We start from the raw sequence: 25,697 nt of genomic DNA on the forward strand, positions 1-25,697 counted from the left end.
GAAGAATTTATTTATTTGGATTTTGTTAGGCCGGCTTCTTATTTTTTAAGGAGCTGGTCTTTTTATTTCAGGGTGGATGCTATTTACTGGTGTTTTGGCTTACATCAATAAAAAACATGAAAACAGAGCCTCTACCTGGTTTGGAATCAACAGAAATATGACCACCTAACATTTCAACCAGATTTCGGGTAATAGTGAGACCCAGGCCACTGCCCATGATGGGTTTATTTACATGACTGATCACTCTGGTAAAACGATTGAATATTAAATCGTGCTGTTCTTTTTCAATACCAATCCCTTCATCACTAACCTCAAAATAGTATTTATCACCTTTGTTGTAATAATGCAGTTTTATAGAACCTTTTAAAGAGAATTTAATCGCATTGCTAATTAAATTAAGTAATATTTGTTTCAATCGTAATTCATCGGTAAAAATCAAGGAGTCTTTTGATTCGCCTTTGTTGGAAATTGAAAACGTGATGTTTTCCTTTTTGTATTGTTTGAAAATATGTTGGGTTAGAATAGTTATGTCAGCAAAAATTTTATTGAGGTTGCATTGTTTCTTTTTTATAGTCAATTGGTTGGCTTCAATTTTTGAGAAATCAAGTAGGTCGTTAATCAGAGTGAGCAATGATAATGAGTTTGAATATATAAGATTGGTGTAATCGTTGATTTCTTTATCACTGCATTTACTGCTGGATAATATCTCACTAAAGCCAACTATTGCATTCATTGGAGTACGTATTTCATGACTCATATTGGCAAGGAAAGCAGATTTTAGTTTGTCAGATTCCTGAGCTTTATCTACAGCTTCACGTAGCTTTAATTCTACTGCATGCCTAACATTAATTTCTTCAATGAGTTTTTCGTTAATATCTGATAACTCTTTAGTTCTTTGTTCAACTTTATATTCCAGATTTTGATTTAAATATTCAATCTTTTTTAGGTAAGAGAGTTTGTCAATTTTATCCAAAATTATTCTGATACCTTGTTGAATAAGAATGACATTATCTTGCAGTAACTCTTTATTATCGCTCAAAAAGATAAAAATCCCATTTTTTATCCATTGACTTTCAAAAGAAACAATTAGAATTTGAGTGTCTTGAGTAATTTGAACAGGAAATTTCCAGGAGCTGTCAAAAACACATTCACTTAATAAATTATTATAAAATTGTTGTGTTTTAAGTTTTTCTTCAATGCATTCATTAAGAATAAGTGTGTAAGTTTTTTCTTCATTATTCTCGCCAATATAATAATCAGAAATCAACCTGTACCCATCAATAGATTTAGCGTAGCAACAACACAGAGAAAGATTTAATAATATGGATATTTTTTCAAGAAGTTCATCAATTAATTTTTCTTCGTCATCAATAGTTGAAATAGCATTACTTAGCAGATTTAGCAATATAATTTCCTCAGCCCTATTGGCTAATAAGTTATTTTCTTCTTCCAGCTGAGCAATATACTCTTGAAGTAGTTTTATTTGATTTATATTTTTATCATCATCTTTCATTCAACTGAATAAAGCTTAAAATTTCATTAATAATAAACTGAGGTTCATCTTCCTGAGCAAAATGACCTGCGGTTTGTATTATTTTCGAATCGCAATTTTTTAGATTGTTTACCAGTTCCTGAGTGATAGCTGAACTTAAATATACATCTGCGGCCCCACGAATAATTAAAAAAGGAACATTGATCTGATGAAGTTGTTCTGAAATACCTGTTAAATCTTCGTTATTCAACGAATGTGCAAAATGAAGAAATGCTTTTCTTCCTTCCTTTGTTTGGATTCCTGCTTTAAATAATTCCAACAATTCATTTGTGAAGGAATTTGAATGATACAGTCCTCTTTTTACAATAAGTTTTAATGACCACGCATCCAGTGTAGCTGCAGCAAGTTGTCGGATAATTGGTGTTCTCATGGCAATTATAGGTTGAACTGGCCAGAATTTATAAGCTACCGTATTGATTAAAGTGGTTGAGATGATTCTTTGCGGTTGTGTTACACTCATTATTTGTGCAATTCCGCCACCAACATCATGACTAACAATATTAAAACTATCAATATTTAGTTTATCCATCAGCATAAACATAAAACGTGCATGGTTAGCTAAACTAAAGGAGATGTCAGTCCGTAAGTCAGATTGTCCGCAGCCAAATAAATCAACTAAAATTACCTTGTTAGTTTTAATAAATGCCGGAGCTATTTTACGCCATATAAACGAGTATGTCGAAATTCCGTGTATAAAAAGGATTGGAACACCTACTCCGGCTTCGTAATAAACCAGATGATGATTTTCAAGTTCAATGTTTTTCTGTATAAGACTTTTCATATTCATTCATTTTAATGCTGAATGATGCTTAACTTAAATATATGAAAAAAAACAATGCCTTTCCAGTTGTATATTGATATAATATAGGTGTTTACAGTGGTGTAAATATATTATATATTAGTCAAATGTTTGGTTTGAATTAGATGAAATCCTAATCATTTCTTCATATTCCTCAGCAGATAAGTCGTTGAAATAATAGTGAGATGGATTTACCTTTTTATTTTTCACATGAACTTCATAATGTAAGTGAGGAGCTGTTGATGTTCCGGTGTTTCCCACAAAACCAATTATATCTCCGCGTTTTACTTTTTGTCCTAATTTTACATTAAATGCATCCATGTGAGCATAGAGTGTTATAAAGCCAAAGCCATGATCAATCTCTACACGATTACCATAACCTGTTTTTTCTCGGGTAATCTTGCTTACTGTTCCATCACCTGTTGCATAAATGTCTGTACCGGTAGTCGCTGTAAAGTCCATTCCAGAATGAAAACGACGTGTTTTGTAAATTGGATGAATACGATATCCCCAGCCACTCGCAGTTCGCTTTAAATCCTTATTTGATATGGGCATAATAGCCGGAGTACATTTCAATAAGTCCTCATTTCGTTTGGCTAACTCTATGATTTCATCAAATGATTTAGATTGTACATAGGCTTGCTTAACAATAACATCTAATTTCTTTGCCGTTGAAATAACCAACTTCGAATTATCTAAATCTTCTAGTGGTTCATATCTGTTCACACCTCCAAATCCAGCTTTACGAATAGAATTTGGAATAGAGTCAGCCTGAAAGATTACTCTGTAAATATTTTCATCACGAAGTTGAATATCATCTAAAACTTTAGAAGTCTCATCCAGTCGTTTACTCAATATTTCAAATTGGGTTGTCAGCCTTGCATTTTCCCTGATAAGTCGTTTTTCCTTAGGGCTGTCAATAAAATATGTATAAGCAAAAAAGTACACCAATCCCAGTAGTGCTCCAAAAAAGAAATGAAAAAAAACTCTGGATAAATAGTACTTAAAACCTGTTTCTATTTTGTCATAACTTAGTGTATCTGGGTTGTATCTAAATTTAACTTTTGACATATACGAAATAAGTTTTAATTCTTTTAATAGGATTTTTACCTGTTAAACGCTGCAAAATTAGTTAAATAATCTACCTTTGCAACTTCCAAAGTTAGTGTATATTCGCAAAATAAAAACGATAATATTTAATAAATATGAATGCTTCTGAGGTAAGAAAAAGCTTTTGTGAGTTTTTTGAGTCAAAACAGCACCAAATTGTATCGTCAGCACCAATGGTGGTAAAAAACGATCCAACCCTTATGTTTACTAATGCTGGTATGAACCAGTTTAAAGATATATTTTTAGGTAATAGCAAACCTTCTTCCCCAAGAGTAGCCAACTCGCAAAAATGTCTGCGTGTTTCGGGTAAACATAACGATTTAGAAGAAGTAGGTCATGATACCTATCACCACACCATGTTTGAAATGTTGGGAAACTGGTCATTTGGTGATTACTTTAAAAAAGAAGCTATTAGCTGGGCCTGGGAGTATTTAACTGATGTGTTGAAGTTAGATAAATCACGATTGTATGCTACAGTTTTTGAAGGCGATGAGGAAATGGAGCTGGAAAAAGATATGGAAGCATTTAACTTTTGGAAAGAATTTCTTCCTGAAGACAGAATTATCAACGGAAACAGAAAAGATAATTTCTGGGAAATGGGAGATATGGGTCCTTGTGGTCCTTGTTCTGAAATTCATATTGATTTAAGATCTGAAGATGAAATTGCAAAAGTTGGTGGTGCAGAACTTGTAAACCAGGATCACCCGGAAGTAATTGAAATCTGGAACCTTGTATTTATTCAGTATAATCGTAAAGCCAACGGTGATTTAGAGTTTCTTCCACAAAAACATGTGGATACAGGAATGGGATTTGAGCGCTTGTGTATGGCTTTGCAAGGAAAAAAATCCAATTACGATACAGATGTTTTTACTCCAATCATTGGAGAAATTGCAAAAGTTACAGAATCTAAATATGGCGAGAGTAAAGAAAAAGATATTGCAATGCGTGTTATTGCCGATCATATTCGTACTATTTCTTTCTCTATTACTGATGGACAGTTGCCATCAAATAACAAAGCAGGTTATGTAATTCGTCGTATTTTACGTAGAGCTGTTCGTTATGGTTATACATTCTTAGATCAGCGTAGTTCTTTTATGTATAAATTATTACCAGCTCTTATCCAATCAATGGGTGATCATTATCCAGAACTTGAAGCACAAAAAGAACTGATTACAAAAGTGATTAAAGAAGAAGAAGAGTCTTTTTTAAGAACGCTTGCAACAGGGATTACAATGCTGGATAAGATTGTAAAAACTACAAAAGAGGGTAATTACAAAGTAGTTGAAGGTAAAGTTGCTTTTGAGTTATATGATACTTATGGATTTCCTTTAGACTTAACGGAGTTGATTCTAAAAGAAAACGATCTTGTGGTGAATCGAAAGGAGTTTGAAAAGGAAATGGAAGCTCAGAAAGAAAGAGCAAGAAGTGCAACTGCTGTTGAAACTGAAGACTGGGTAACATTATTGCAAGATGATGTGGAGGAGTTTATTGGTTACGATTATATGGAAAGTGAAATCACAATTACCAAATATCGTAAGATTACTGCTAAAAATAAAACACTATATCAATTAGTATTTAATATTACACCATTTTATGCAGAGAGTGGTGGTCAGGTTGGAGATACCGGGTATATTGATAATGGAATGGAAAAAATTGAAATTATCGATACCAAAAAGGAAAATAACCTGATTGTTCATATAGCTAAAAAGCTTCCTACAAATATTAAGTGTGAGTTTAAAGCCTATGTAAATCAAAGTCGTCGTCAAAATACAGCGAATAACCATACAGGAACACACTTATTGCACCAGGCTTTAAGAGAAGTTTTAGGTACACATGTAGAGCAAAAAGGATCATTGGTGCATCCTGATTATTTACGTTTTGACTTTGCTCATTTCCAAAAAATGACCAGAGAAGAAATTGAAGCAGTTGAAAAAAATGTGAATAAAAGAATCAGAAACAATTTTGCTTTAGAAGAAATGAGAGAAGTTCCTGTAGCTAAAGCTCAGGATATGGGAGCAATGATGTTATTTGGCGAAAAATACGGAGATTTGGTGAGAGCTATCAAATTTGGTGATTCTATAGAGCTTTGTGGAGGAACACATGTTAAGCATACAGGTGAAATCGGATTCTTTAAAATAATCAGTGAGTCATCTATTTCAGCCGGTGTTAGAAGAATTGAAGCCGTTACAGGAGAAAAGGCCGAAGAGATGATTATGGCTCAGCATAACCTTATTTTAGGTATTCAGGATATGTTTAAAGCATCTGGCGATCTTCAAAAGAATATTGAATCGTTAATGATTGATAATAGCAAGCTTGGTAAAGAGTTGGATTCAATGAAGCAGAACTTTATCAATATTGAAAAACGTGATTTAATTGATAGTGCTTTTGAAGTAGGTGGTGTGCAAGTGATTGCTGCGAATGTTAATCCTATGTTGGGAGATAAGCTGAAAGATTTAGCATTCCAGATTAAAAAGGAAATGAATGAGTTTGTGGCAGTTCTTGGTGCTAATGTAAACGGTAAACCACAATTAAGTGTAATTGCTTCAGAAGAACTTGCAAAATCAGGGAAAATTAACGCAGTAGAAGTTATCAGAGATTGTGCTAAAGAAATTCAAGGTGGTGGAGGTGGTCAGCCATTTTTTGCTACTGCAGGTGGTAAAAATGCACAAGGTTTAGATAATGCGATTGAAAAAGCAAAAGCGTTTATTGAAGAAAAATTAGCTTAAAAAATACAATATTAATATAAGCGGAGCCTGTAAGATCTTTTTTCTTACAGGCTTTTTTTGTGGTTAGATGAAATGTAAATACACAGAGTGAGAATATTTTGGTATTAAAATTGAGCATTGTTTTTGGGGAGGAAATTGTGATTGATAGGTTTAAAGGCTGTTTTTCATATTTTAATAGAATGAATCGAAATTGAATAATAAAAGAACGTTATGTAGACAGGTTTTAAATGCTATTATTTTATTAAGGATTATTTTCTTTAATGGAAAACTTCTCTACTTTTGTGTTAAAGGGATAATATTTGTCGATTTTATACCCTCATTATTTATAGAATAGTACGAGCAACAAAATATGTCATCAGAAAATAAAAAAAAGGAGGGAATTGTTCCTGAACCATCTCTTCGTAGAATGCCTTGTTATTTAGCATATCTAAAATTGGCAAAGAGGAGAAATCAGGAATATGTGTCTTCAACGCATATAGCAAGGGATATGGGTGTGGATCCAACGCAGGTTACAAAGGATTTATCGTATACCAGTATTGTTGGAAAAACACGTGTAGGTTACGAAGTGAATACCTTAATTGATGTTCTTGAAGATTTTCTTGGTTTTAGAAAGCTGGATAAGGCGTATTTATTTGGTGCAGGAAGTTTGGGAAATGCTTTATTGCACGACCATGGTTTAGATCAGTATGGATTAAAAATTGTTGCTGCTTTCGACATTGATCCAAAGGTAGTAGGCAGAACTATAGAAGGAGTGCCTATTTTACATGTATCAGAGTTTGAAAAAATGAAAGATAAAAATGTTGAAGTGGGCATATTAACGGTACCTGCAGAATTTGCTCAGGACGTAGCACAGCAAATGGCAAGAGGTGGTATTAAAGGTATCTGGAACTTTACCCCAATCCGAATTCGTTTAGCTGAAGACTGTGTTGTTCAGGATACCTCGTTATATGCACATTTAGCTGTAATGTTTAATCGAATGAGTAATATTAAAAAGTAAGCGTAAACTTTGTTTCGTGATCTGGTTCTGAATAGGCATTAATTGTACCTCCATGCAATCTTAGTATTTGGCGCGATAAACTTAAACCAATTCCTGAACCCTGTGGTTTTGTTGTAAAAAATGGAATAAATATCCTTTCCAGTACATTGGGTAGAATCCCAGGACCATTATCAACCACTTGTATTATTGTTTTTCCTCTGCTATTCATATTTGATAAGAGCTGGATTTTTGCATTTTCTCTCCCTTCAACTGCATGTATAGCATTTTTGATCAGATTAATAATTACTTGTTCTATTAATTGCTCGTCAGCGGATAATTCTAAAGTTTCGGGTTCAATTCTTACCTCGCAATCAATGTTTTTAGCCTTAAGTTCTTCTTCAAATAAATGTTTAATATTGTCAAACAGATGACTGATTTTAAATATTGAGAAATTAGGATTTGGTATTTTAGTCAAATCTCTGTAAGTATTCACAAAGTGTAATAATCCGTCAGTTCGTTTGTGTATTGTTTTTAATGCACTTTCTACCTCTTCCAGTGATTCAATATCATCTTCAGTAGCACCTGAATCTTTAAGATTTTCACACAAATCTTTAATGATAAGAGTGACAGTAGACGATAAAGATGAAATGGGGGTAATGGAATTCATAATTTCATGAGTAAGCACCCTAATTAGCTTTTGCCACGATTCCATTTCTTTCTCCTCCAGTTCTTGTTGAATGTTTTTTATAGAAACAAGGGTGATCTTTCGGTTATGTATGGTAAATTCTGTGGCATAAATAATTAATTGTAACAGGTTATCTTTTTCCTGTACTTTAATTAATGTATTCTCTCCATGGCCAATTTTAAATAGTTTTTCAACCATTTCAGGACTAAAACTTCTAAGTGCTTCAATGTTTGTTAAGTTTCTTACCTGAAATAGTTTTTTTGTAGCATTATTAATCAACTCAACTTTACCATCCTTCTGAAAAGCTATTAAAGCAATTCCGATATGTTGAATGACCGTTTGTAAATAATAATAATTCTCCTCTTTTTCGGCTCTAACCTCCTGAAAATCCTTAATTACTTCATTAAAAGAGTTTTTTAATTTTTCAAAAGAGGAACCTTCTCCTTCTACCTGAAATGTTCTTGTAAAATCTGAATAGCGTATTGATTCAAGGAAATTATTCAGAACACGGTTTGTTCTGTCGATATAATGAAAAAAAGCAAAAACCTGAATGCCAATGGCGCCCCCAATTAAAAAGAGCGTCATTGTTAAACTGGTGTTGTAGAATAAATAGAAAAAAAGAAAGATTGTACCTGTTAACAATACAGTTCTTATAATGAAATTGACTCTGAAGTTTTTATAAACCATATTTTTCCATTCTCCTGTATAATGAGGTTCTTGTTAATCCCAAATCACTTGATGCTTTTGAGATGTTTCCTCTATTCATTCTTAATACCTTTTCAATTATTGTTTTTTCAACCTGTTCCAGATTGTAAGTTTCCAATTCAATTCCATCAGAAGAGGATCTTTGTGGAGATAGTTGAAGGTCATCATGAGACAAAGTAGGTGTGTCTCCTAAAATTACAGCTCTTTCCAATACGTGCTGAAACTCTCTGACATTTCCAGGCCAGTGATAATGAGATAATTTATTTAAGGCACTTTTAGATAAAGAGGCTGGTTTCTTATATTTCTTCGAAAATATTTTTAAGAAATGATCTGCTAAAACAGGAAGGTCTTCAGGTCTTTCTCTTAATGGAGGTAGTTCTATTTCTACCGTGTTAAGTCGGTATAATAAATCCATTCTGAAATCATCTTTTTCAGCCATATCTCTCAAAGGCATATTTGTGGCACTAATTAGTCTGATATCAATAGGTTTTGGTTTATTCGCACCTACTCTGGTTACTTCTCTTCGCTCAAGTACTGTTAATAATTTTGCCTGGAAGGGAAGAGATAAGTTACCTATTTCATCAAGGAAAATTGTTCCTTTATTGGCCAGTTCAAATCTCCCCGGGCGATCTGCCTTAGCATCAGTAAAGGCACCTTTTACATGTCCAAATAATTCACTTTCAAATAAGGTTTCGCTTAATGCACCTAAATCTACACTAATAAAACCTTCGTCTTGTCTAAGTGAGTTTCTGTGTAAAGCTCTTGCCACAAGCTCTTTTCCTGTTCCGTTTTCACCAAGTATTAACACGTTGGCATCTGTTTTTGCAACTTTTTTAATCGTATTAAAAACTTGATGCATTCCAGGAGAAACACCAATGAAGTCAGCAAATGGCTGATCCATGATTGTATTTATCTCATGTTGTTTTTCCTTTAATTCATGAACTTCATCTCTTGATTTTCTAAGCTTGACTGCAGAAGAAATCGTTGCCAGAATCTTTTCATTTTGCCAGGGCTTAAGTATAAAATCAGTGGCACCTGCCTTAATTGCTTTTACTGATTTTTCAACATCGCCATATGCAGTTATAAACAATACTACGGCAGATGGATCTATATCAAGGATTTGTTGTAAATACTGAAAACCTTCCTGTCCGCTAATCGCATCCTTTGAAAAGTTCATATCCAGTAAAATAACATCGAAATGATCATCTTTTAAGATTGCAGGAATCTTTGTGGGGTCATTTTCTGTTTTAATATATTCAACATGAGGTTTGAGCAATAACTTAAGTGCAAACAATATGTCCTCATTATCATCAATAGCTAATATTCTACCACTTTTATTTTCCATAGGGAAAGAGTTTTATTTCTTAAATATAATATATTCAACATAAAAAGGTGTTCTATTATGAACACTATATTGTGGCAATGCGCAATTCAAAAAAAATGCCGAATGTGTAATGTGTTTGATTATAAAGGCTTAAGGTGGCTGGCATAATAAATGATATAAAATTTAGTGTTGTTAAACTTATGTTGATTAGTGAAATTACTTTGATTATTATGCAATAGCCATTAATACAGATAGATAGGTGGCTGGTAGGTTTTAAATTAGATTGACAGGAACAGTAATTAATGATTAAATAGTTAAATATATTTATAATATTAATGTACGTTTGCGGACACTATCTGTTGCAAAACCGTACAGTTTGACAACAAAAGGGGAATTGAGTAGTAAATACAAAAATAGTTATTTGGAGAATGATTCAAGCAGTTGACATATCGAAAGAATACCGAACTGGTAACGTAATGCATCAGGCATTAAGTAATATTAATCTTAATGTAGAAAGAGGAGATTATGTTACTTTTTATGGTCCATCGGGAAGTGGAAAGAGTTCTCTTGTAAATATTTTGGGCTTATTGGATTATCCATCTTCTGGAGAGTTAATTTTTGATGGCCAATCGGTTGTAAATATGAATGAAAGGCAGCGATTAATGTATCGTAGAGGCAGGATTGGATATTTATTTAGTAGTTCACGTTTAGTAGAAGAGCTGACTGTATATGAAAATATTGAACTACCATTGGTTTATCAAAAAATAAAAAAAACAGACCGAAAGCAAAGGGTTTTAAAGATTATTAGTGAATTAAATCTGACACACAGGAAAAATTATTTTCCAAAGGATTTAACCGGAGTTGAAAAACAAAAAGTAGCAATAGCAAGGGCTATTATTATAGAACCACTAGTTATTATTGCAGATGAACCAACCGGTAAACTGAATTCAGCTGAAGGTGTTGAAATTTTGGATATTCTTAATCGAATAAATGAAAATGGCACTACAATAATGGTATTTACCCATTCTGAAAGTGTAGCCGCCAAAGGACAAAAGATTGTGCAGGTGTTTGATGGACATTTGGTTAGAGAAAAAATGTTGAAGTAGGTAGATGAGAGTTCTTAAAGACATAAAAATAGCCATACGCTCCTTGTTTCGTTTTAGATCAGATGCGATTATAAACGTTATTGGACTTTCTATTGGTATTACAATTAGTATTATAGTTCTTCTTTATGTTAGAAATGAGATCAATTATGATCAACATTTTTCTAATAGTAAGAATATTTATAGAGTTTATACAGAAGGTGTTATTGGAGATAATTATTTTAAAAGTGCAGTTACACCAAATCCTTTGTCAGATTATTTATTAAATAATTTTGATGAAGTTACACAGTCAGTAAAAATAGTACGGGGAATAAATAAATTGGTAAGTTATCAGGATAAGAAATTTAATGAAGACAACTTCTATTATGCTGATACATCATTCTTCAATATTTTTGACATTCCACTGTTAAAAGGTGATCGATCCTCTTTGTTGAAATCAGATGAGGATGTAGTGATTACAAGACGCATAGCTAACAAGTATTTTGGTAATGAGGAACCAATTGGTAAGCAAATTAAGTTGGACAACGGACTTGAATTTGTAGTAAAAGGAGTTTGTGATGATTTTCCTGACAATACACATTTTCATTGTGATTTTATAGCTTCCCACAAATCAATAGATAAATTATATAAAGGTAAGACTGAACAGGAAATCAATGAGCTTAAAAGTTATTGGTTACAATTAGATAGGTACACATATATTGTTACAGCGGATACTACTGGATTAACTCAAAAAATTGCAGATCAACTGGCAGTTGTGATTCAAAATCAGGTATCTAAATATCAAAACCTTGAAGAAGGTAATGTTTCTGGAGGAATTAAATCTATTGGATTTAAACTTCAGGCTATTGAGGATATACATTTAAAGTCTAATCTTGAAAATGAACTGGAGTCAAATTCAAAGCGAATATATGTTGTGTTGTTTATGACCTTAGCGCTTTTTGTTTTGGTTGTTACCTCAATAAATTTTATGAATCTAACAACAGCTAGGGCATCCAAGCGCGTGTTGGAAATTGGAGTTCGGAAATTGGCAGGTGAGGGAAGACATGATTTGTTTATTCAGTTTATAATTGAGGCAGTTACGTATAGCTTTATAGCCTTGTTTTTAGGGTTGGTATTGTCAGAGTTATTGCTGCCAGGATTTAATAGATTATTTAATCTTGAATTAAGAATTAATAATTTAGAAAGCCGTATTGATTTCCTTTATGTTACCTCTTTAACTTTATTGGTTGGGCTTATTTCAGGTTTATACCCTGCAATTTCATTTTCCAGATACAGAGAGGTTGTTATATTTAAAAAAGGGCTTTTACTGGGCAAAAAAAGTATGGTGATCAGAGGTGCTTTGGCCGCTGGACAGGTTGTTGTGGCAACCTTTTTAGTTATTCTTACGCTGGGCATGTTTTGGAATCTCAAATATCTTGAACGTAAAGATTTGGGTTTTAACAGTCATAATGTTATGGTTGTTGAAAGAGGGCATGCATTAGGGAGTGATTTTTCATCTGTCAAGAAGCAATTAAAATCTATGCATGGCATAACGGATGTTTCGGCATGTAAATATATTGTAGGTAAGGAGGTTCCTTTGCAATCATTTAAATATATGAGTCGAGGTGGCGAAAAGATGATATTGTTGTCGTATAATTTTGTTGAAAAAGACTTTTTAAAAACCTTGCAGGTAAACTTTAGTGCCGGTGATATGTGGGACGCAACAAATGAAAAAATGTCTCGTGATATTGTTATTACAGCAGCAACAAAACAGGCATTAAATATGCCAAAACCTTTAGGTAAGAAAATAAACTTTGTTGATGCAGGAAAGTGGGATTATGGTTTTTCAATTGTTGGTGTTTCAAAAGATTTTCATTTTGAACCGATACAATATCCAATACGGCCATTGGTGTTAATGGAACTTCCCAAAGGTACTGCCTATGAAAATCTGATCATCAGAATTTCTGATAAGGCTTCATTGGATGAAATGGTTCGTGAAATTTCATCTTTTTGGAAAGCCAATACAAATGGGGAACCTTTCGAATATAAGATGCTGGATGATATTTTAAATGAAAATTTAAAAGAAGAACATACAGTATTTAAGATGGTATTTTTATTTGCCATTCTTTCCCTTTTTGTGGCCTGGTTAGGCATTAGAGCATTTTCTACTTATGTTACGGAGATGAAAATGAGTGAATTTCAAATAAAGAAAATTATTGGAGCTACTCATGTTCAGATATTATATGAACTGTTTGTTGAAGTTGGTCAGTTCATTCTAACAGGTATTATTATTGCAATCCCAATTTCATTTTTCGTACTTCAATTATGGTTAAATGGATTTGCCTACTATAGCAGATTGCCATGGTTTGTAATGGTTGCAATAGGTTTAGTGATATTTGGACTAGCATTTATTATTGTTTTATTACATTCTATAAAAACTTTAAAGTCAACACATGGCGAAAATGCCGTTGAAGTATAGTTGTGTTTTAATGTGTTGATATATAGTAGTTTGTTGTAATGTGTGAAATTAATTTCTTCGATTAAGCTAATTTCGTAGTTATCTTATCTTTAAATACCAAATGGCATTTTACATTTGGATGAGAATCAACTGTGGTTATTCTAAAAAAAAACAATATATTTGCGCAATTCAAGAAAATCAAATTTAATTGACAAATTAATAAAATCATAAGTACAGATGCAAAACAAAGGAGCGATCAGAGTTTTTGCCATCCTACTAGCTTTAGTAAGTTTATATCAGTTGATATTTACTTATCAAACCAGACAGGAAGAGAATAAGGCAAAAGAAATAGCAAATGGAGATCCGCAAGTTGAAATAAATTATTTGGATTCGGTTGCAAACGAGCCGATATATAATTTCTTCGGAAGAAAATACACTTACAAAGAGTGTAAAGAGAAGGAAATCAACTTTGGTCTTGACCTTAAAGGTGGTATGAACCTTATTCTTGAGGTAAAAGTTGCTGATATTTTAAAAGCTTTATCTAATTACAATACAGATAATACCTTTAACGAAGCATTACAAATTGCAGAACAAAAAGAAAAATCTTCATCAGAGGATTTTATTACTTTATTTTATAAAGCTTTTTCTGAGTTAGATTCAGAAGCTCGTTTAGCTGCAATTTTTAATACTGTAGAGTTAAAAGGAAAAATCGATTATAACACTTCTAACGAAGAAGTTTTAAAAGTAATTAGAGCTGAATCGCAAAGTGCAATTGATAATGCCTTTAATATTCTACGTACTCGTATCGACCGTTTTGGTGTAACTCAGCCAAATATACAAAAGTTAGAAAAAGCTGGTCGTGTACTTGTTGAACTTCCTGGTATTAAAGATCCTCAAAGGGTTCGTAAGTTACTTCAGGGAACTGCAAGTCTTGAATTTTGGGAAACTTATGAAATTACAGAGTTAGTTAGCAACTTAATAGCTGCTAATAGCAAAGTAATTGAAATTGAAAAAGCAAAAGAAGAGTTAAATAAAACTGAAGAAGGAACACAAGCTGCTGCAGCTTTAGAAACTGCTGCAGAAAAAGATGGTGCAGAAGGTCTTTTAAGTGCAATTGAATCAGATAGCACTAAAGTAGATTCTTTAGCAATGCAGTCTCAAAAATCACTATTCTCAGTTTTACAACCATCACAACGTCAAAGAGGTCCATTAGTAGGATATGCTTTAGTACAGGATACTTCAAAAGTAAATGCTTATTTACAAATGGATCAAATCCGTGCATTATTTCCTAAGAATGTTAGATTCTTATGGGGTGTAAAACCACTTCCTCAGAGAGAGTTGGAAGATGGAACTCAAAGTAAGCAAGAAATATATGAGTTAGTTGCTATTAAAGTTACTACTCACGATGGACGTGCTCCTCTTGAGGGAGATGTTATTACAAATGCCAGCAAATCGGTTACACCTCAAGGTGGCTATGAAGTGAGCATGAGAATGAATGCAGAGGGTTCTAATGTTTGGGCTCGTTTAACAAAAGCTAATATTGGTAAAAGTATTGCTGTTGTTTTGGATGGTTATGTATATAGTTATCCAAATGTTAATTCAGAAATTCCAAATGGTAGCAGTTCTATCTCAGGAGACTTTGATGCAAAAGAGGCTGAGGATTTAGCAAACATTCTTAAGTCAGGTAAATTACCTGCACCAGCAAGAATTGTTGAAGATACAGTTGTTGGACCTTCATTAGGTCAGGAAGCAGTAAATTCTGGTTTGTCATCATTTGCATGGGCTTTCTTAGTAGTACTTGCTTATATGATTTTCTATTATGGATTTAAAGCAGGAGCTGTATCAGATATTGCATTATTAGCAAACATGTTCTTTATTCTTGGTGTGTTAGCATCGTTTGGTGCTGTATTAACACTTCCAGGTATTGCCGGTATTGTATTAACAATTGGTATGTCGGTGGATGCGAACGTACTTATTTACGAACGTATCCGTGAGGAATTAGGATCTGGAAAAGGAGTTAAGTTAGCAGTTACAGATGGTTATAAAAATGCTTTCTCAGCAATTATTGACTCGAACGTAACAACTTTCCTTACAGGTTTAATTTTATTTATGTTTGGTACAGGACCAATTAAAGGTTTTGCTACAACATTAATGATTGGTATTGCTACTTCATTTTTCTCAGCAATCTTTATTACAAGATTGATTTTTGAAAGAATGCTAAATAAAGATACAGACATCAAATTTGGTAACTCTCTTACTTTAGGTTTTATGAAAAATACTAAAGTTAAGTTTTTAGAGAAGAGAAACTTATTCTATATCATTTCGGGTGTTGTTATTTTATTTGGAATTGGTTCATTAGCTACTCAAGGTTTAAAGTCAGGTATTGACTTTTCTGGAGGTAGAACTTATGTAGTACGTTTTCAGGAAGATGTTTCTGCAACTGATATACAAAAATCTCTTGCTGATGAATTCGAAGGTGCTCATGTTGAGGTGAAGACTTTTGGTGGTGATAACCAGGTAAGGGTTGCTACTAACTACATGGTTGATGAATCAGGAGAAGATGTAGATAATGTTATTGAGCACAAGCTTTATAACGGATTGAAATCTTATGTAGCGAGTGACGCTAGTTTTGATGATTTTGTGAATGATTATAGAATGAGTTCTCAAAAAGTAGGACCAACTATTGCTACAGATATAAAAACTAAAGCATATTATTCAATTGCTTTCTCCTTATTGGTAATTTTCTTATACATCTTAATTCGTTTCCGTAATTGGGAGTATGGTTTAGGTGCCTTGATGGCATTAGTACATGATGTTTTAGTTGTATTAGGTATATTCTCATTATTGTATAAAGTAGTACCATTTAGTCTTGAAATTGATCAGGCCTTTATTGCCGCTATCTTAACAGTAATTGGTTACTCAATCAATGATACAGTGGTTGTATTTGACCGTATCAGGGAGTACTTAGGATTACATCCTAAAAGAGATAGAAATGCAGTTGTTGATTCAGCATTGAACTCAACGATCAGTCGTACAGTAAATACATCATTAACAACATTTGTTGTATTACTTGTTATCTTCTTATTCGGAGGTGAAACTATTCAAGGTTTTGTATTTGCATTGTTAATAGGTGTAGTAGTAGGTACATACTCATCATTATTTATTGCAACTCCAATTGCATTTACAGTAATTGACACAAGAGCAAAAAGAAAAGCTAAGAAATAAGCTTTTTCTATAAAGATAAATGGACACCCTTTAAACCTTTGTGTTTAAAGGGTGTTTTGTTTTTATTATCTTTGGATGATTAAGTTAATATTGAGTTATGAATTTTTTATTTTTAGGTATGGGAGGTTGGGAGATTATCCTTGTTTTTTTAGCTGTTTTGCTTCTGTTTGGAGCAGATAAAATTCCTGATTTTGCACGTACCCTAGGTAAGGGTATCAACGAATTTCGTAAAGCAACGGATGAAATAAAAAAGGAATTTAGAGAAGGTACCGAGGATTTTAGAAAGGATTTGGAATATAGTAAACGTAATTTGGAAGCTCATGTAAAAGAGGTAGGGCGTTCTTTTGATCAAGATAATAGTAATAAAAGTGCTAATTTATCAGACAATAAAGTCGAAACACATAAAGCTCAAAAAGAAGAAAATAACTCACAAATTAATTCTTAAATTGAATTACATCCAAAAGAAAATATATTTATATGGGATTTTTAATGTTAATAGCAGGGTTTATCCTGCTTTTTTTTAGTGGCGATTGGTTGGTGAAGTCAAGTGTTCAATTGGCACGTTATTTAAAGGTTTCTACTTTAGTTGTGGGGATTACTGTGGTAGCTTTTGGAACTTCAGCTCCTGAATTGATAGTGAGTTTAAATGCAGTTTTTGATGGTGTGCCCGATATTTCCGTGGGTAATGTTGTTGGGTCAAATATTGCCAATATTGCATTAGTTTTAGGTACTGTTTCTGTAATTCTGCCCATTAAAGTCAGAAAGAAATCGGTACTGTTTGACTGGTCGGTAATGATGGGCGCTTCCTTGTTGTTCTATATCTTATCTTTAAATTATCAATTACAGTTTATAGAAGGACTTATATTTATTTGTCTATTAATATTTTATCTAGGCTTTTCTGTTATAAACTCCAGAAAACAAATGGGGCGTACAGGTGAGGTTGTTGAAGCACCTTCAATGAAATTATATAAAGCCTTAGGGTTATTGGTTATAGCTGCAGCAGGACTTTATTATGGATCAGAGTTGTTGGTTAAAGGAGCAATTGATATTGCAACTGGATTTAATATAAGTGAGAGGGTAATTGGAATATCAGTGGTTGCATTTGGTACAAGTGTTCCTGAATTAGCTACCTCGGTTATAGCTGCAATTAAAAAGGAAACAGATATATCGATAGGCAATATTATAGGTTCAAATATTTTTAATCTTTTGGGAATTTTAGGAATTACTTCTTCGCTAAAAACAATAAATATTTCCCAAGATTTGATTTCTGTTGATATGTTATGGATGATGGCAATATCTGTTTTGTTATTACTTGCCATTTTACCAATTAAAAAAGGTCATATCACAAGGTTTAAAGGAGCCATACTTGTGGCTGTATATTTGTTATATATGATTTTATTGTTTACTAAATAAATAAGTAATGATATCTGCTCAAGGAATAGAAAAACAATTCGGAGATCTTAAAGTTTTAAAAGGAGTTGATCTCACTGTAAAGCAAGGTGAGGTGGTTTCTATTGTAGGACCTAGTGGTGCAGGTAAAACAACTTTATTACAAATTTTAGGGACATTAGATAAACCTAATTCAGGTAGTGTTTTTATTAATGATACAGAAATACAGTCATTAAGGGAAAAGGAATTAGCTCGTTTTAGAAATGAAAATATAGGCTTTGTTTTTCAGTTTCATCAACTGTTGCCAGAATTCACAGCTGTGGAAAATATTATTTTACCAGCCTTAATTGCTGGTAAAAATAAATCTAAAAGCGAAAAGAAAGCCAGGGAGATCTTGAATTTTCTTAATCTCAAAGATCGTGAACATCATAAGCCTGCTGAGCTAAGTGGTGGTGAAAAACAACGTATTGCAATTGCAAGAGCATTGATTAATGATCCTGATGTTGTTTTTGCGGATGAACCAACAGGGAGTCTTGATTCTAAAAATCAAGAAGAGTTACAGAAATTATTCTTCTCACTAAGAGATGAATTTAATCAAACATTTGTTATTGTTACACATGATTTGCATTTAGCCCATTTGAGTGATCGTGAGATAAAAATGAAAGATGGTATTGTAATATAAGTGAGGTGTGAATGAATTTAAGTGAAGTTAAGGAGTTTCTGGATGAAAAGGTGTTGCAATATAATGCGCCTTTTTTCATCGAATCAGATCCTATTTCAATTCCTAAAAAGTTTTCTTTAAAACAAGATATAGAAATTGCTGGATTTATTGCTGCAACATTGGCTTGGGGGCAACGCAAAGCCATTATGAAAAGTGCAGAACAAATTTTAGAGTGGATGGATTATGAACCATATCACTTTATAATGAATGGTGAATGGCCTGACCTCGGAACAACATCAGTATATCGTACTTTTAATGGAGAGGATTTAATCTATTTTTTTAATTCACTCAGAAATATATACATGAATCACGGAGGATTAGAAGATGTTTTTACTAAAGGATATCATTCAACTCAAACGGTGAAGGGTGCGCTTAGTTATTTTCGAGGAGTTTTTACTTCTGTTGGAGAGTGTGGAAGAACCGGAAAGCATGTTGCTAATGTTGATAAAGGTTCTTCATCAAAGAGGCTAAATATGTATTTGAGATGGATGGTGAGAAAAGATAAAATGGGAGTTGATTTTGGTTTGTGGGAGAAGATTAAAATGAGTGACTTAATGCTTCCGCTTGATGTTCACACCGGGAATGTAGGTCGAAAATTAGGTATATTAGAACGTAAACAAAGTGATTGGAAATCTGTTGAAGAAATTACATCAGTGTTAAAGTCTTTTGATACTGAAGATCCAATCAAATATGATTATGCTTTATTTGGTTTAGGTGTGTTTGAGAAATTTTAAAGATGGCAAATTCTTATTTCAAATTTAAGCAATTTACGGTTGAGCAAGGTCTGGCTGCAATGAAAGTTGGTACAGATGGTGTACTACTTGGAGCATGGTGCAATTGCATGAAGGCAAAAACAATTTTGGATGTTGGAACAGGTACTGGATTAATAGCATTAATGTGTGCTCAACGAAATCAAAAAGCTACAATCGATGCTGTCGAAATCGAAAAACAAGCTTATTCTCAAGCTTTACTAAATGTGAATAATTCGCTTTGGGAGCAAAGGATAAAAGTTATTAATGATAGTTTTCAGAATTATATCAAACAGGTTAATGATAAATATGATCTGATTGTTAGTAATCCGCCTTTTTTTAATGACTCTTTAAAAAACGATTGCCATAAAAAATCTCTGGCCCGTCATACAGATACTTTAAGTTTTGAGGAACTGATATTGGGAGTGATCACACTTTTAGATGAAGAAGGAATTTTTTCAGTAGTACTTCCTTCTGATCTAAAAACAGAATTTACCCTAATTGCTGAACAAAATGGTTTATTTTTAAACAGAATTCTTCATGTAAAACCAACACCTTCAAAAGCAGAGAAGCGAATATTGCTTGAATTTGGAAAGAATCCCATAGAATTGGAAGAAAATACTATGATATTGGAAGAATTTGGTCGACATGGGTATTCTGAATATTACAAGGAACTAACAAAGGATTTCTATTTAAAATTTTAATTGGCTCACCTATTTTATAAATCATTATTTCGATGAAGAGGTTTTTCAGAAAATCATACTATCAAAAATATAAGCCTCATTATATTCCTAATATCAAATTAGCTCTTCCAGTTGTTTTTTCTCAGGCAGGTCAAATGATTGTTGGTTTGGCTGATACTATAATGGTTGGCCAGATTGGAGCATCGCAATTAGCTGCAGTTTCGTTTGCTAACGGTATTTTTATATTAGGCTTGGTTTTTTCTATCGGTCTGGCTTATGGATTAACACCTCTTGTAGGTAAATCTTTTGGTGCTGGAGATAGGGCGAAATGTGCAGATTGGTTAAAGCAAGGACTTGTTGCTAATTTGGTTTTCGCCTTTGTTCTGATGTTATTGATGTTTGTTGTTGGGTATTTAATGAATTTCATGGGTCAGGAAGAGGAGGTGATACTTCATGCAAAAACATATTATAATATACTTCTAGTTTCAATACTGCCTTTTTGTGTATTTATGGTGTTTAAGCAATTTGCCGAAGGTGTTGCAAATACCCGAATTGCAATGGTCGTAACGCTCATTGCGAATATTTTAAATATTATACTCAACTATATTTTAATCTTTGGTAAACTAGGTTTTCCTGAATTAGGGATAGATGGTGCCGGATATGCTACGCTTATTTCAAGAATATTTATGGCAGCTGTTTTTATTTGGGCATTTATTCGATTATCCTTTTTTAAAGAATACAAAAAAGTCTTTTCATCTGTAAAGGTTCATATATCAGAAGTAATAAAAGTTCTAAAAGTTGGTTTTCCAATAGGAACTCAAATGATAAATGAAGTTTTTACATTTAGTATGGGAACAATTATGATGGGGTGGATTAGTAAAAATGCACTGGCAGCTCATCAAATTGTTTTGTCAATGGCCAGTTTAACCTATATGATGTCTGTTGGTTTATCCTCCGCGGCCACAATAAAAGTGAGTAATTATTTTGGAGCAAAAGATTTTATAAATCTAAAGTTTTCTGCATTTGCCATAATTCATAAAGTAATCATCTTTATGGTTTTTAATGGAATAATGTTTGTGTTGCTTCGTAATATACTTCCAAAATGGTTTGTTGATAATAGTGATGTTGTACATATTGCATCTCAATTAATGATTATTGCTGGTGTTTTTCAAATATTTGATGGCCTGCAGGTAACCTGGCTTGGAATTTTGCGAGGGCTTCAGGATGTAAAGGCGCCTTCTGTTATTGCATTTATTTCCTGGATTCTAATTGCATTACCAATAAGTTATGTTTGTGCATTTGTTTTTGATATGGGTGCTATTGGAATATGGACAGGATATTTGTCTGGACTAATAATAGGAAGTGTATTGCTACAAATTAGATTTGTGAAATTATATTCAAGATATAAGTAATAGATAAAAAACAAGTAGGCTTTAATCTTAAAAATATCACAACAAAAAAAGATTAAAGTCTATTTTGAGTTTTATCTGAAATAGGAAAAAGCAAAATTATGAAAGTAGATATAATATCGTCGGCAAGAGAAATATTTCCGGATAGGGTTGAAGGGAAAGTAGTTGTTGTAATAGATATTTTGCGAGCAACATCGGTTATGGTCACAGCTTTTGCCAACGGAGCAAAATCTGTGGTGCCTGTAATGACACCAGAGGAGGCTTTTGAGATAAAAGAGCAATTATCAGCAGATCAGGTTGTGTTAGGTGGCGAGCGTGAAGCAATGCCTATCGCGGGTTTTGATTATGGAAACTCACCTCTTTCCTATGTTCCTGAAGTTATAAAGAATAAGAGTCTGGTAATTACAACAACAAATGGAACGAGAGCTATATTAAATTCACAAAAAGCTGTTAAACTATACATAGGTGCTTTTATTAATGATAAAGCTATTGTGGATGTATTGAAAGGAGAAAAGGAAGTGGTCTTAGTTGCATCCGGATCATACGATGAGTTTACAATTGAAGATTCGTTGTGTGCAGGTAAATTAGCTTATGATTTGCAAAAGCAATACGGAGCCGAATTAACTGATGTTTCTATTGCTATGTCTAACTTGTATCGTTTAAATTGTGACGATATTCATAAATTAGTTTCTCAGGGTGCACACTATAAGCGATTAAAAAGTATGGGTTTTTTCAAAGATTTGGATTATTGCTTTAAATCAGATTTGTTTCAGGTTGTTCCTGAATATAAAAATGGAACAATTCAGTTAAAATCATTGGTGTCATAATAAAAGCCTTGCTGATTTGCTATAAGATATCTTTAATGATATCAGTTTTCTTTTAAAAATCGATTGGTGATAATATAAATAGCTAAGCCACCAATCTCCATGGCAGTGGAAATAATAAAATGAAAATTTCTGATTCTGTTTTGTGTGGTATAAAAAAATATCAACACTACTCCTGCAATTATCATTAAGTACCCAATATTTTTAAGAAAACATCTCATCTTATTAATCGCTGCTTTATCATGTAAAGCATAAGTTACAAAGCCTAATAAATAAAATCAAGATTAACAGAAGTAATATTGTTATGAATCGGTAAAGCAATACAATATCGGTTTCAGAAATGGTATTAATTAGGTTATATTTGCATCAATGTATAAAAAATAAAGCGTATTCCATTGGCAAAGAAAGAAGAAAAAAAGGTGGTTTTAACCCCTTTAATGAAACAATATTATGCGATTAAGGAAAAGCATCCCAATGCTATATTATTATTTCGGGTAGGTGATTTTTATGAAACATTTTCAGATGATGCTATTAAAACATCTGAAATATTAGGAATTACTTTAACCAAAAGAGCAAATGGATCTGCATCTTCTGTTGAATTAGCAGGTTTTCCTCATCATGCCTTGGATACTTATTTGCCAAAACTGGTTAGAGCTGGTCAGCGGGTTGCTGTATGTGATCAGTTGGAAGATCCTAAAATGACCAAGTCAATTGTAAAACGAGGGGTTACAGAGTTGGTAACGCCTGGAGTTGCAATTAGTGACAATGTTTTGGAGCACAAAGAAAATAACTTTCTTGCAGCAGTTCATTTAGAAAAGAATATTGCAGGAGTTGCATTTTTAGATATTTCGACTGGTGAATTTTTAACAGCAGAAGGAAGATTTGAGTATATAGATAAACTTTTAAATGGATTTAAACCCAAAGAAGTTCTTTTTGAAAAAAGTAAAAGAAGTTTATTTGTTGAGAATTTTGGTGATAAATTTTATACCTATGGTCTGGAAGATTGGGTTTTTAATGAAGATTCTTCCATCGAACGCCTGTTAAAGCATTTCGAAACAAAATCTTTAAAAGGCTATGGTGTTCATAATTTAAAGTGTGGAGTTATTGCTGCTGGTGCTATTATGCATTATCTGGATATTACGCAGCATCATAAATTGCAACATATTATTGGTTTATCCAGAATTGAAGAGGATAAATATGTATGGTTAGATAAGTTTACTATCCGCAATTTAGAGTTGTTTGGTTCTTTTAATGATGGAGGGACTTCTTTGGTTGGAGTCATTGATAAAACAATCTCTCCTATGGGAAGCCGAATGTTGAAACGTTGGGTAGCTCTACCTTTGAAAGAAGAAAAGTTAATAGAGGACCGTTTGTCTGCGGTGGAATATTTTTTTAAAGACCCGGAATTAAAAGAACAGATGGAGGAGTATTTAACTCCTGTTGGAGATTTGGAAAGGTTGGTTTCAAAGGTGGCAGTAGGAAGAGTCACTCCTAGGGAAATGGTTCAGATTAAGCATGCACTTCTTGCAGTTGAATTAATTAAAAAAGGATGTGAGCACACAGATAATACTACCCTTAAAAGTATCGGTGAACAATTAAATCCATGTATTACAATTCGTGATCGAATTGAGGCTGAGATTGTTGCTGATCCTCCGGCACAGATCAATAAGGGACACGTAATTAGTGAGGGTGTTAACGAAGAATTGGATGAATTACGTGGGATTGCCTTCTCTGGTAAAGATTATCTAAATAATCTGGTTCAGAGGGAAATTGAGCGAACAGGAATTCCTTCATTAAAAATTAGTTTTAATAATGTGTTCGGTTACTATATTGAAGTTCGTAATACGCATAAAGATAAAGTGCCGGCAGAGTGGATTAGAAAGCAGACGTTGGTAAATGCCGAACGATACATTACCGAGGAACTCAAAGAATATGAATCTAAAATTTTAGGTGCTGAAGAAAAAATACAATCATTAGAATCACAATTGTTCAATAATTTGGTGGTTAGTTTATCTGAATATTTGGCTGCCATTCAATTGGATGCAAATTTGTTGGCCAAGTTGGATTGTTTATTGTCGTTTGCAAAAGTTGCTGCGCTAAATAAATATGTTCGACCAGTCATTAGTAATGATGATATTATTGATATTAAAGAAGGTCGTCATCCTGTAATAGAAAAACAGTTGCCAGTTGGAGAAGAATATATTCCAAATGATGTTTATCTGGATAATGAAAAGCAACAAGTAATCATTATCACCGGTCCTAATATGGCAGGTAAGTCTGCATTATTACGTCAAACTGCACTTATCGTTTTATTAGGACAAATTGGTTCTTTTGTTCCGGCAAGTTCTGCTAAAATTGGAATAGTTGATAAAATATTTACCAGAGTGGGTGCTTCTGATAATATTTCTGCAGGCGAATCTACATTTATGGTAGAAATGAATGAGGCTGCAAGTATATTGAATAATATTTCTCCTAAAAGTTTAATTCTTTTTGATGAATTAGGAAGGGGAACAAGTACTTATGATGGGATATCTATCGCATGGAGTATTGTGGAATATATTCATGAAAACAGAAAGGCGAAAGCAAAAACACTGTTTGCAACCCATTATCACGAATTAAATGAAATGGAACGAACTTTTGATAGATGTAAAAATTATAATGTCTCTGTAAAAGAGGTGGATAATAAGGTTATTTTCTTAAGAAAGTTAGTCAGAGGAGGAAGTGAGCATAGTTTTGGTATTCATGTAGCTCGTATGGCAGGAATGCCTAAGAGTGTAGTGAATAGGGCTAATGAGATACTCGAAGAGCTTGAAGGAGCCAATCGAAAAGGGAGCTTAGCTAAGCCTGTAAATGATATTGGGCAGCACCGTGAAGGATATCAGATGAGCTTTTTTCAGTTAGATGATCCTGTGTTAAAACAGATCAGAGATGAGATTGCGAATACTGATATAAATAACCTAACTCCGGTAGAAGCACTCAATAAATTAAATGAAATAAAAAAGTTTGCTGGAATCAATTAATTTTTCTCTTTGGTTTTCAATGTGATGTACAAAAGGAGGAAAAAACTTCTTCAAAAACGAGAAAAAAAGTTTGTCAGTAAATTAAAATGCTCTATATTTGCATCCGCAATCGAGAAATAAAGATTTCTAACAAAGGTAAGAATGATAAAGGTTGTAGAAGTTTTGATGCGAAAGTAGCTCAGTTGGTAGAGCACGACCTTGCCAAGGTCGGGGTCGCGGGTTCGAGCCCCGTCTTTCGCTCCAAGGATGCTCGAGTGGTG

18 protein-coding genes and 1 tRNA gene are annotated in these 25,697 nt (G+C 33.2%); 14 read left to right on the plus strand and 5 right to left on the minus strand.

Features of this window, described 5'->3' with window-relative positions:
* Nucleotides 1–79: 79 nt before the first annotated feature.
* From OM075_RS15195 to OM075_RS15205, 3 genes are all read right to left on the minus strand, one after another.
* Nucleotides 80–1,513: a sensor histidine kinase gene (locus tag OM075_RS15195; RefSeq protein WP_301191386.1), complete on the minus strand. Its 1,434-nt coding sequence runs from the start codon at nucleotides 1,511–1,513 to the stop codon at nucleotides 80–82.
* Entirely contained in the window at nucleotides 1,503–2,333 is an 831-nt protein-coding gene (locus OM075_RS15200; RefSeq protein ID WP_301191387.1) for an alpha/beta fold hydrolase, read from the minus strand. Before OM075_RS15200 ends, OM075_RS15195 begins: the two co-directional genes overlap by 11 nt.
* A 117-nt stretch (nucleotides 2,334–2,450) precedes the next feature.
* Complete coding sequence (locus OM075_RS15205; RefSeq protein ID WP_301191388.1) at nucleotides 2,451–3,422, minus strand: M23 family metallopeptidase; 972 nt, start codon at nucleotides 3,420–3,422, stop codon at nucleotides 2,451–2,453.
* Between the two features lie 134 nt (nucleotides 3,423–3,556).
* Here OM075_RS15205 and alaS point away from each other — a divergent pair, with 134 nt between their 5' ends.
* Both alaS and OM075_RS15215 read left to right on the plus strand, forming a co-directional pair.
* Nucleotides 3,557–6,187 carry an alanine--tRNA ligase gene (alaS, locus tag OM075_RS15210; RefSeq protein WP_301191389.1) on the plus strand — a complete coding sequence of 877 codons (2,631 nt, stop codon included), beginning with the start codon at nucleotides 3,557–3,559 and terminating at the stop codon, nucleotides 6,185–6,187.
* A 349-nt stretch (nucleotides 6,188–6,536) separates the two neighbouring features.
* On the plus strand, nucleotides 6,537–7,184 hold the full coding sequence (locus OM075_RS15215; RefSeq protein WP_301191390.1) for a redox-sensing transcriptional repressor Rex: 648 nt from the start codon (nucleotides 6,537–6,539) through the stop codon (nucleotides 7,182–7,184).
* Here OM075_RS15215 and OM075_RS15220 read toward each other — a convergent pair.
* Complete coding sequence (locus OM075_RS15220; protein WP_301191391.1) at nucleotides 7,174–8,433, minus strand: sensor histidine kinase; 1,260 nt, start codon at nucleotides 8,431–8,433, stop codon at nucleotides 7,174–7,176. The genes OM075_RS15215 and OM075_RS15220 overlap by 11 nt on opposite strands.
* Before the next feature lie 91 nt (nucleotides 8,434–8,524).
* On the minus strand, nucleotides 8,525–9,898 hold the full coding sequence (locus OM075_RS15225) for a sigma-54-dependent transcriptional regulator (protein ID WP_301191392.1): 1,374 nt from the start codon (nucleotides 9,896–9,898) through the stop codon (nucleotides 8,525–8,527).
* Nucleotides 9,899–10,305: 407 nt separating this feature from the next.
* Between OM075_RS15225 and OM075_RS15230 the strand changes: the two genes are divergently transcribed.
* The 12 genes from OM075_RS15230 to OM075_RS15285 all read left to right on the plus strand — a co-directional run bounded on the left by OM075_RS15230 (nucleotide 10,306) and on the right by OM075_RS15285 (nucleotide 25,680).
* Nucleotides 10,306–10,983 carry an ABC transporter ATP-binding protein gene (locus OM075_RS15230; protein WP_301191393.1) on the plus strand — a complete coding sequence of 226 codons (678 nt, stop codon included), beginning with the start codon at nucleotides 10,306–10,308 and terminating at the stop codon, nucleotides 10,981–10,983.
* Between the two features lie 4 nt (nucleotides 10,984–10,987).
* A complete protein-coding gene (locus tag OM075_RS15235; RefSeq protein ID WP_301191394.1) occupies nucleotides 10,988–13,438 on the plus strand; it encodes an ABC transporter permease in 2,451 nt (816 codons plus the stop codon).
* Nucleotides 13,439–13,654: 216 nt separating this feature from the next.
* The gene (gene secDF, locus OM075_RS15240; RefSeq protein WP_301191395.1) at nucleotides 13,655–16,642 is read left to right on the plus strand and encodes a protein translocase subunit SecDF; all 2,988 of its coding nucleotides are present in this window, start codon (nucleotides 13,655–13,657) and stop codon (nucleotides 16,640–16,642) included.
* Nucleotides 16,643–16,739: 97 nt separating this feature from the next.
* Complete coding sequence (gene tatA / locus OM075_RS15245) at nucleotides 16,740–17,087, plus strand: twin-arginine translocase TatA/TatE family subunit (RefSeq protein WP_301191396.1); 348 nt, start codon at nucleotides 16,740–16,742, stop codon at nucleotides 17,085–17,087.
* Between the two features lie 32 nt (nucleotides 17,088–17,119).
* Complete coding sequence (locus OM075_RS15250) at nucleotides 17,120–18,055, plus strand: calcium/sodium antiporter (RefSeq protein WP_301191397.1); 936 nt, start codon at nucleotides 17,120–17,122, stop codon at nucleotides 18,053–18,055.
* A 7-nt stretch (nucleotides 18,056–18,062) separates the two neighbouring features.
* The gene (locus tag OM075_RS15255; RefSeq protein WP_301191398.1) at nucleotides 18,063–18,713 is read left to right on the plus strand and encodes an ABC transporter ATP-binding protein; all 651 of its coding nucleotides are present in this window, start codon (nucleotides 18,063–18,065) and stop codon (nucleotides 18,711–18,713) included.
* An 11-nt stretch (nucleotides 18,714–18,724) separates the two neighbouring features.
* On the plus strand, nucleotides 18,725–19,486 hold the full coding sequence (locus OM075_RS15260; protein WP_301191399.1) for a TIGR02757 family protein: 762 nt from the start codon (nucleotides 18,725–18,727) through the stop codon (nucleotides 19,484–19,486).
* A gap of 2 nt (nucleotides 19,487–19,488) precedes the next feature.
* On the plus strand, nucleotides 19,489–20,205 hold the full coding sequence (locus OM075_RS15265; protein ID WP_301191400.1) for a tRNA1(Val) (adenine(37)-N6)-methyltransferase: 717 nt from the start codon (nucleotides 19,489–19,491) through the stop codon (nucleotides 20,203–20,205).
* A 32-nt stretch (nucleotides 20,206–20,237) separates the two neighbouring features.
* Nucleotides 20,238–21,596 carry an MATE family efflux transporter gene (locus OM075_RS15270; protein ID WP_301191401.1) on the plus strand — a complete coding sequence of 453 codons (1,359 nt, stop codon included), beginning with the start codon at nucleotides 20,238–20,240 and terminating at the stop codon, nucleotides 21,594–21,596.
* 98 nt (nucleotides 21,597–21,694) lie between these two features.
* A complete protein-coding gene (locus tag OM075_RS15275; protein ID WP_301191402.1) occupies nucleotides 21,695–22,420 on the plus strand; it encodes a 2-phosphosulfolactate phosphatase in 726 nt (241 codons plus the stop codon).
* Between the two features lie 392 nt (nucleotides 22,421–22,812).
* Complete coding sequence (mutS, locus tag OM075_RS15280) at nucleotides 22,813–25,437, plus strand: DNA mismatch repair protein MutS (protein WP_301191403.1); 2,625 nt, start codon at nucleotides 22,813–22,815, stop codon at nucleotides 25,435–25,437.
* 167 nt (nucleotides 25,438–25,604) lie between these two features.
* Nucleotides 25,605–25,680: transfer RNA gene (locus OM075_RS15285), tRNA-Gly, on the plus strand.
* Nucleotides 25,681–25,697 lie beyond the last annotated feature (17 nt).

This window comes from Plebeiibacterium sediminum (assembly GCF_026013605.1).
Taxonomy (GTDB): domain Bacteria; phylum Bacteroidota; class Bacteroidia; order Bacteroidales; family Marinilabiliaceae; genus Saccharicrinis; species Saccharicrinis sediminus.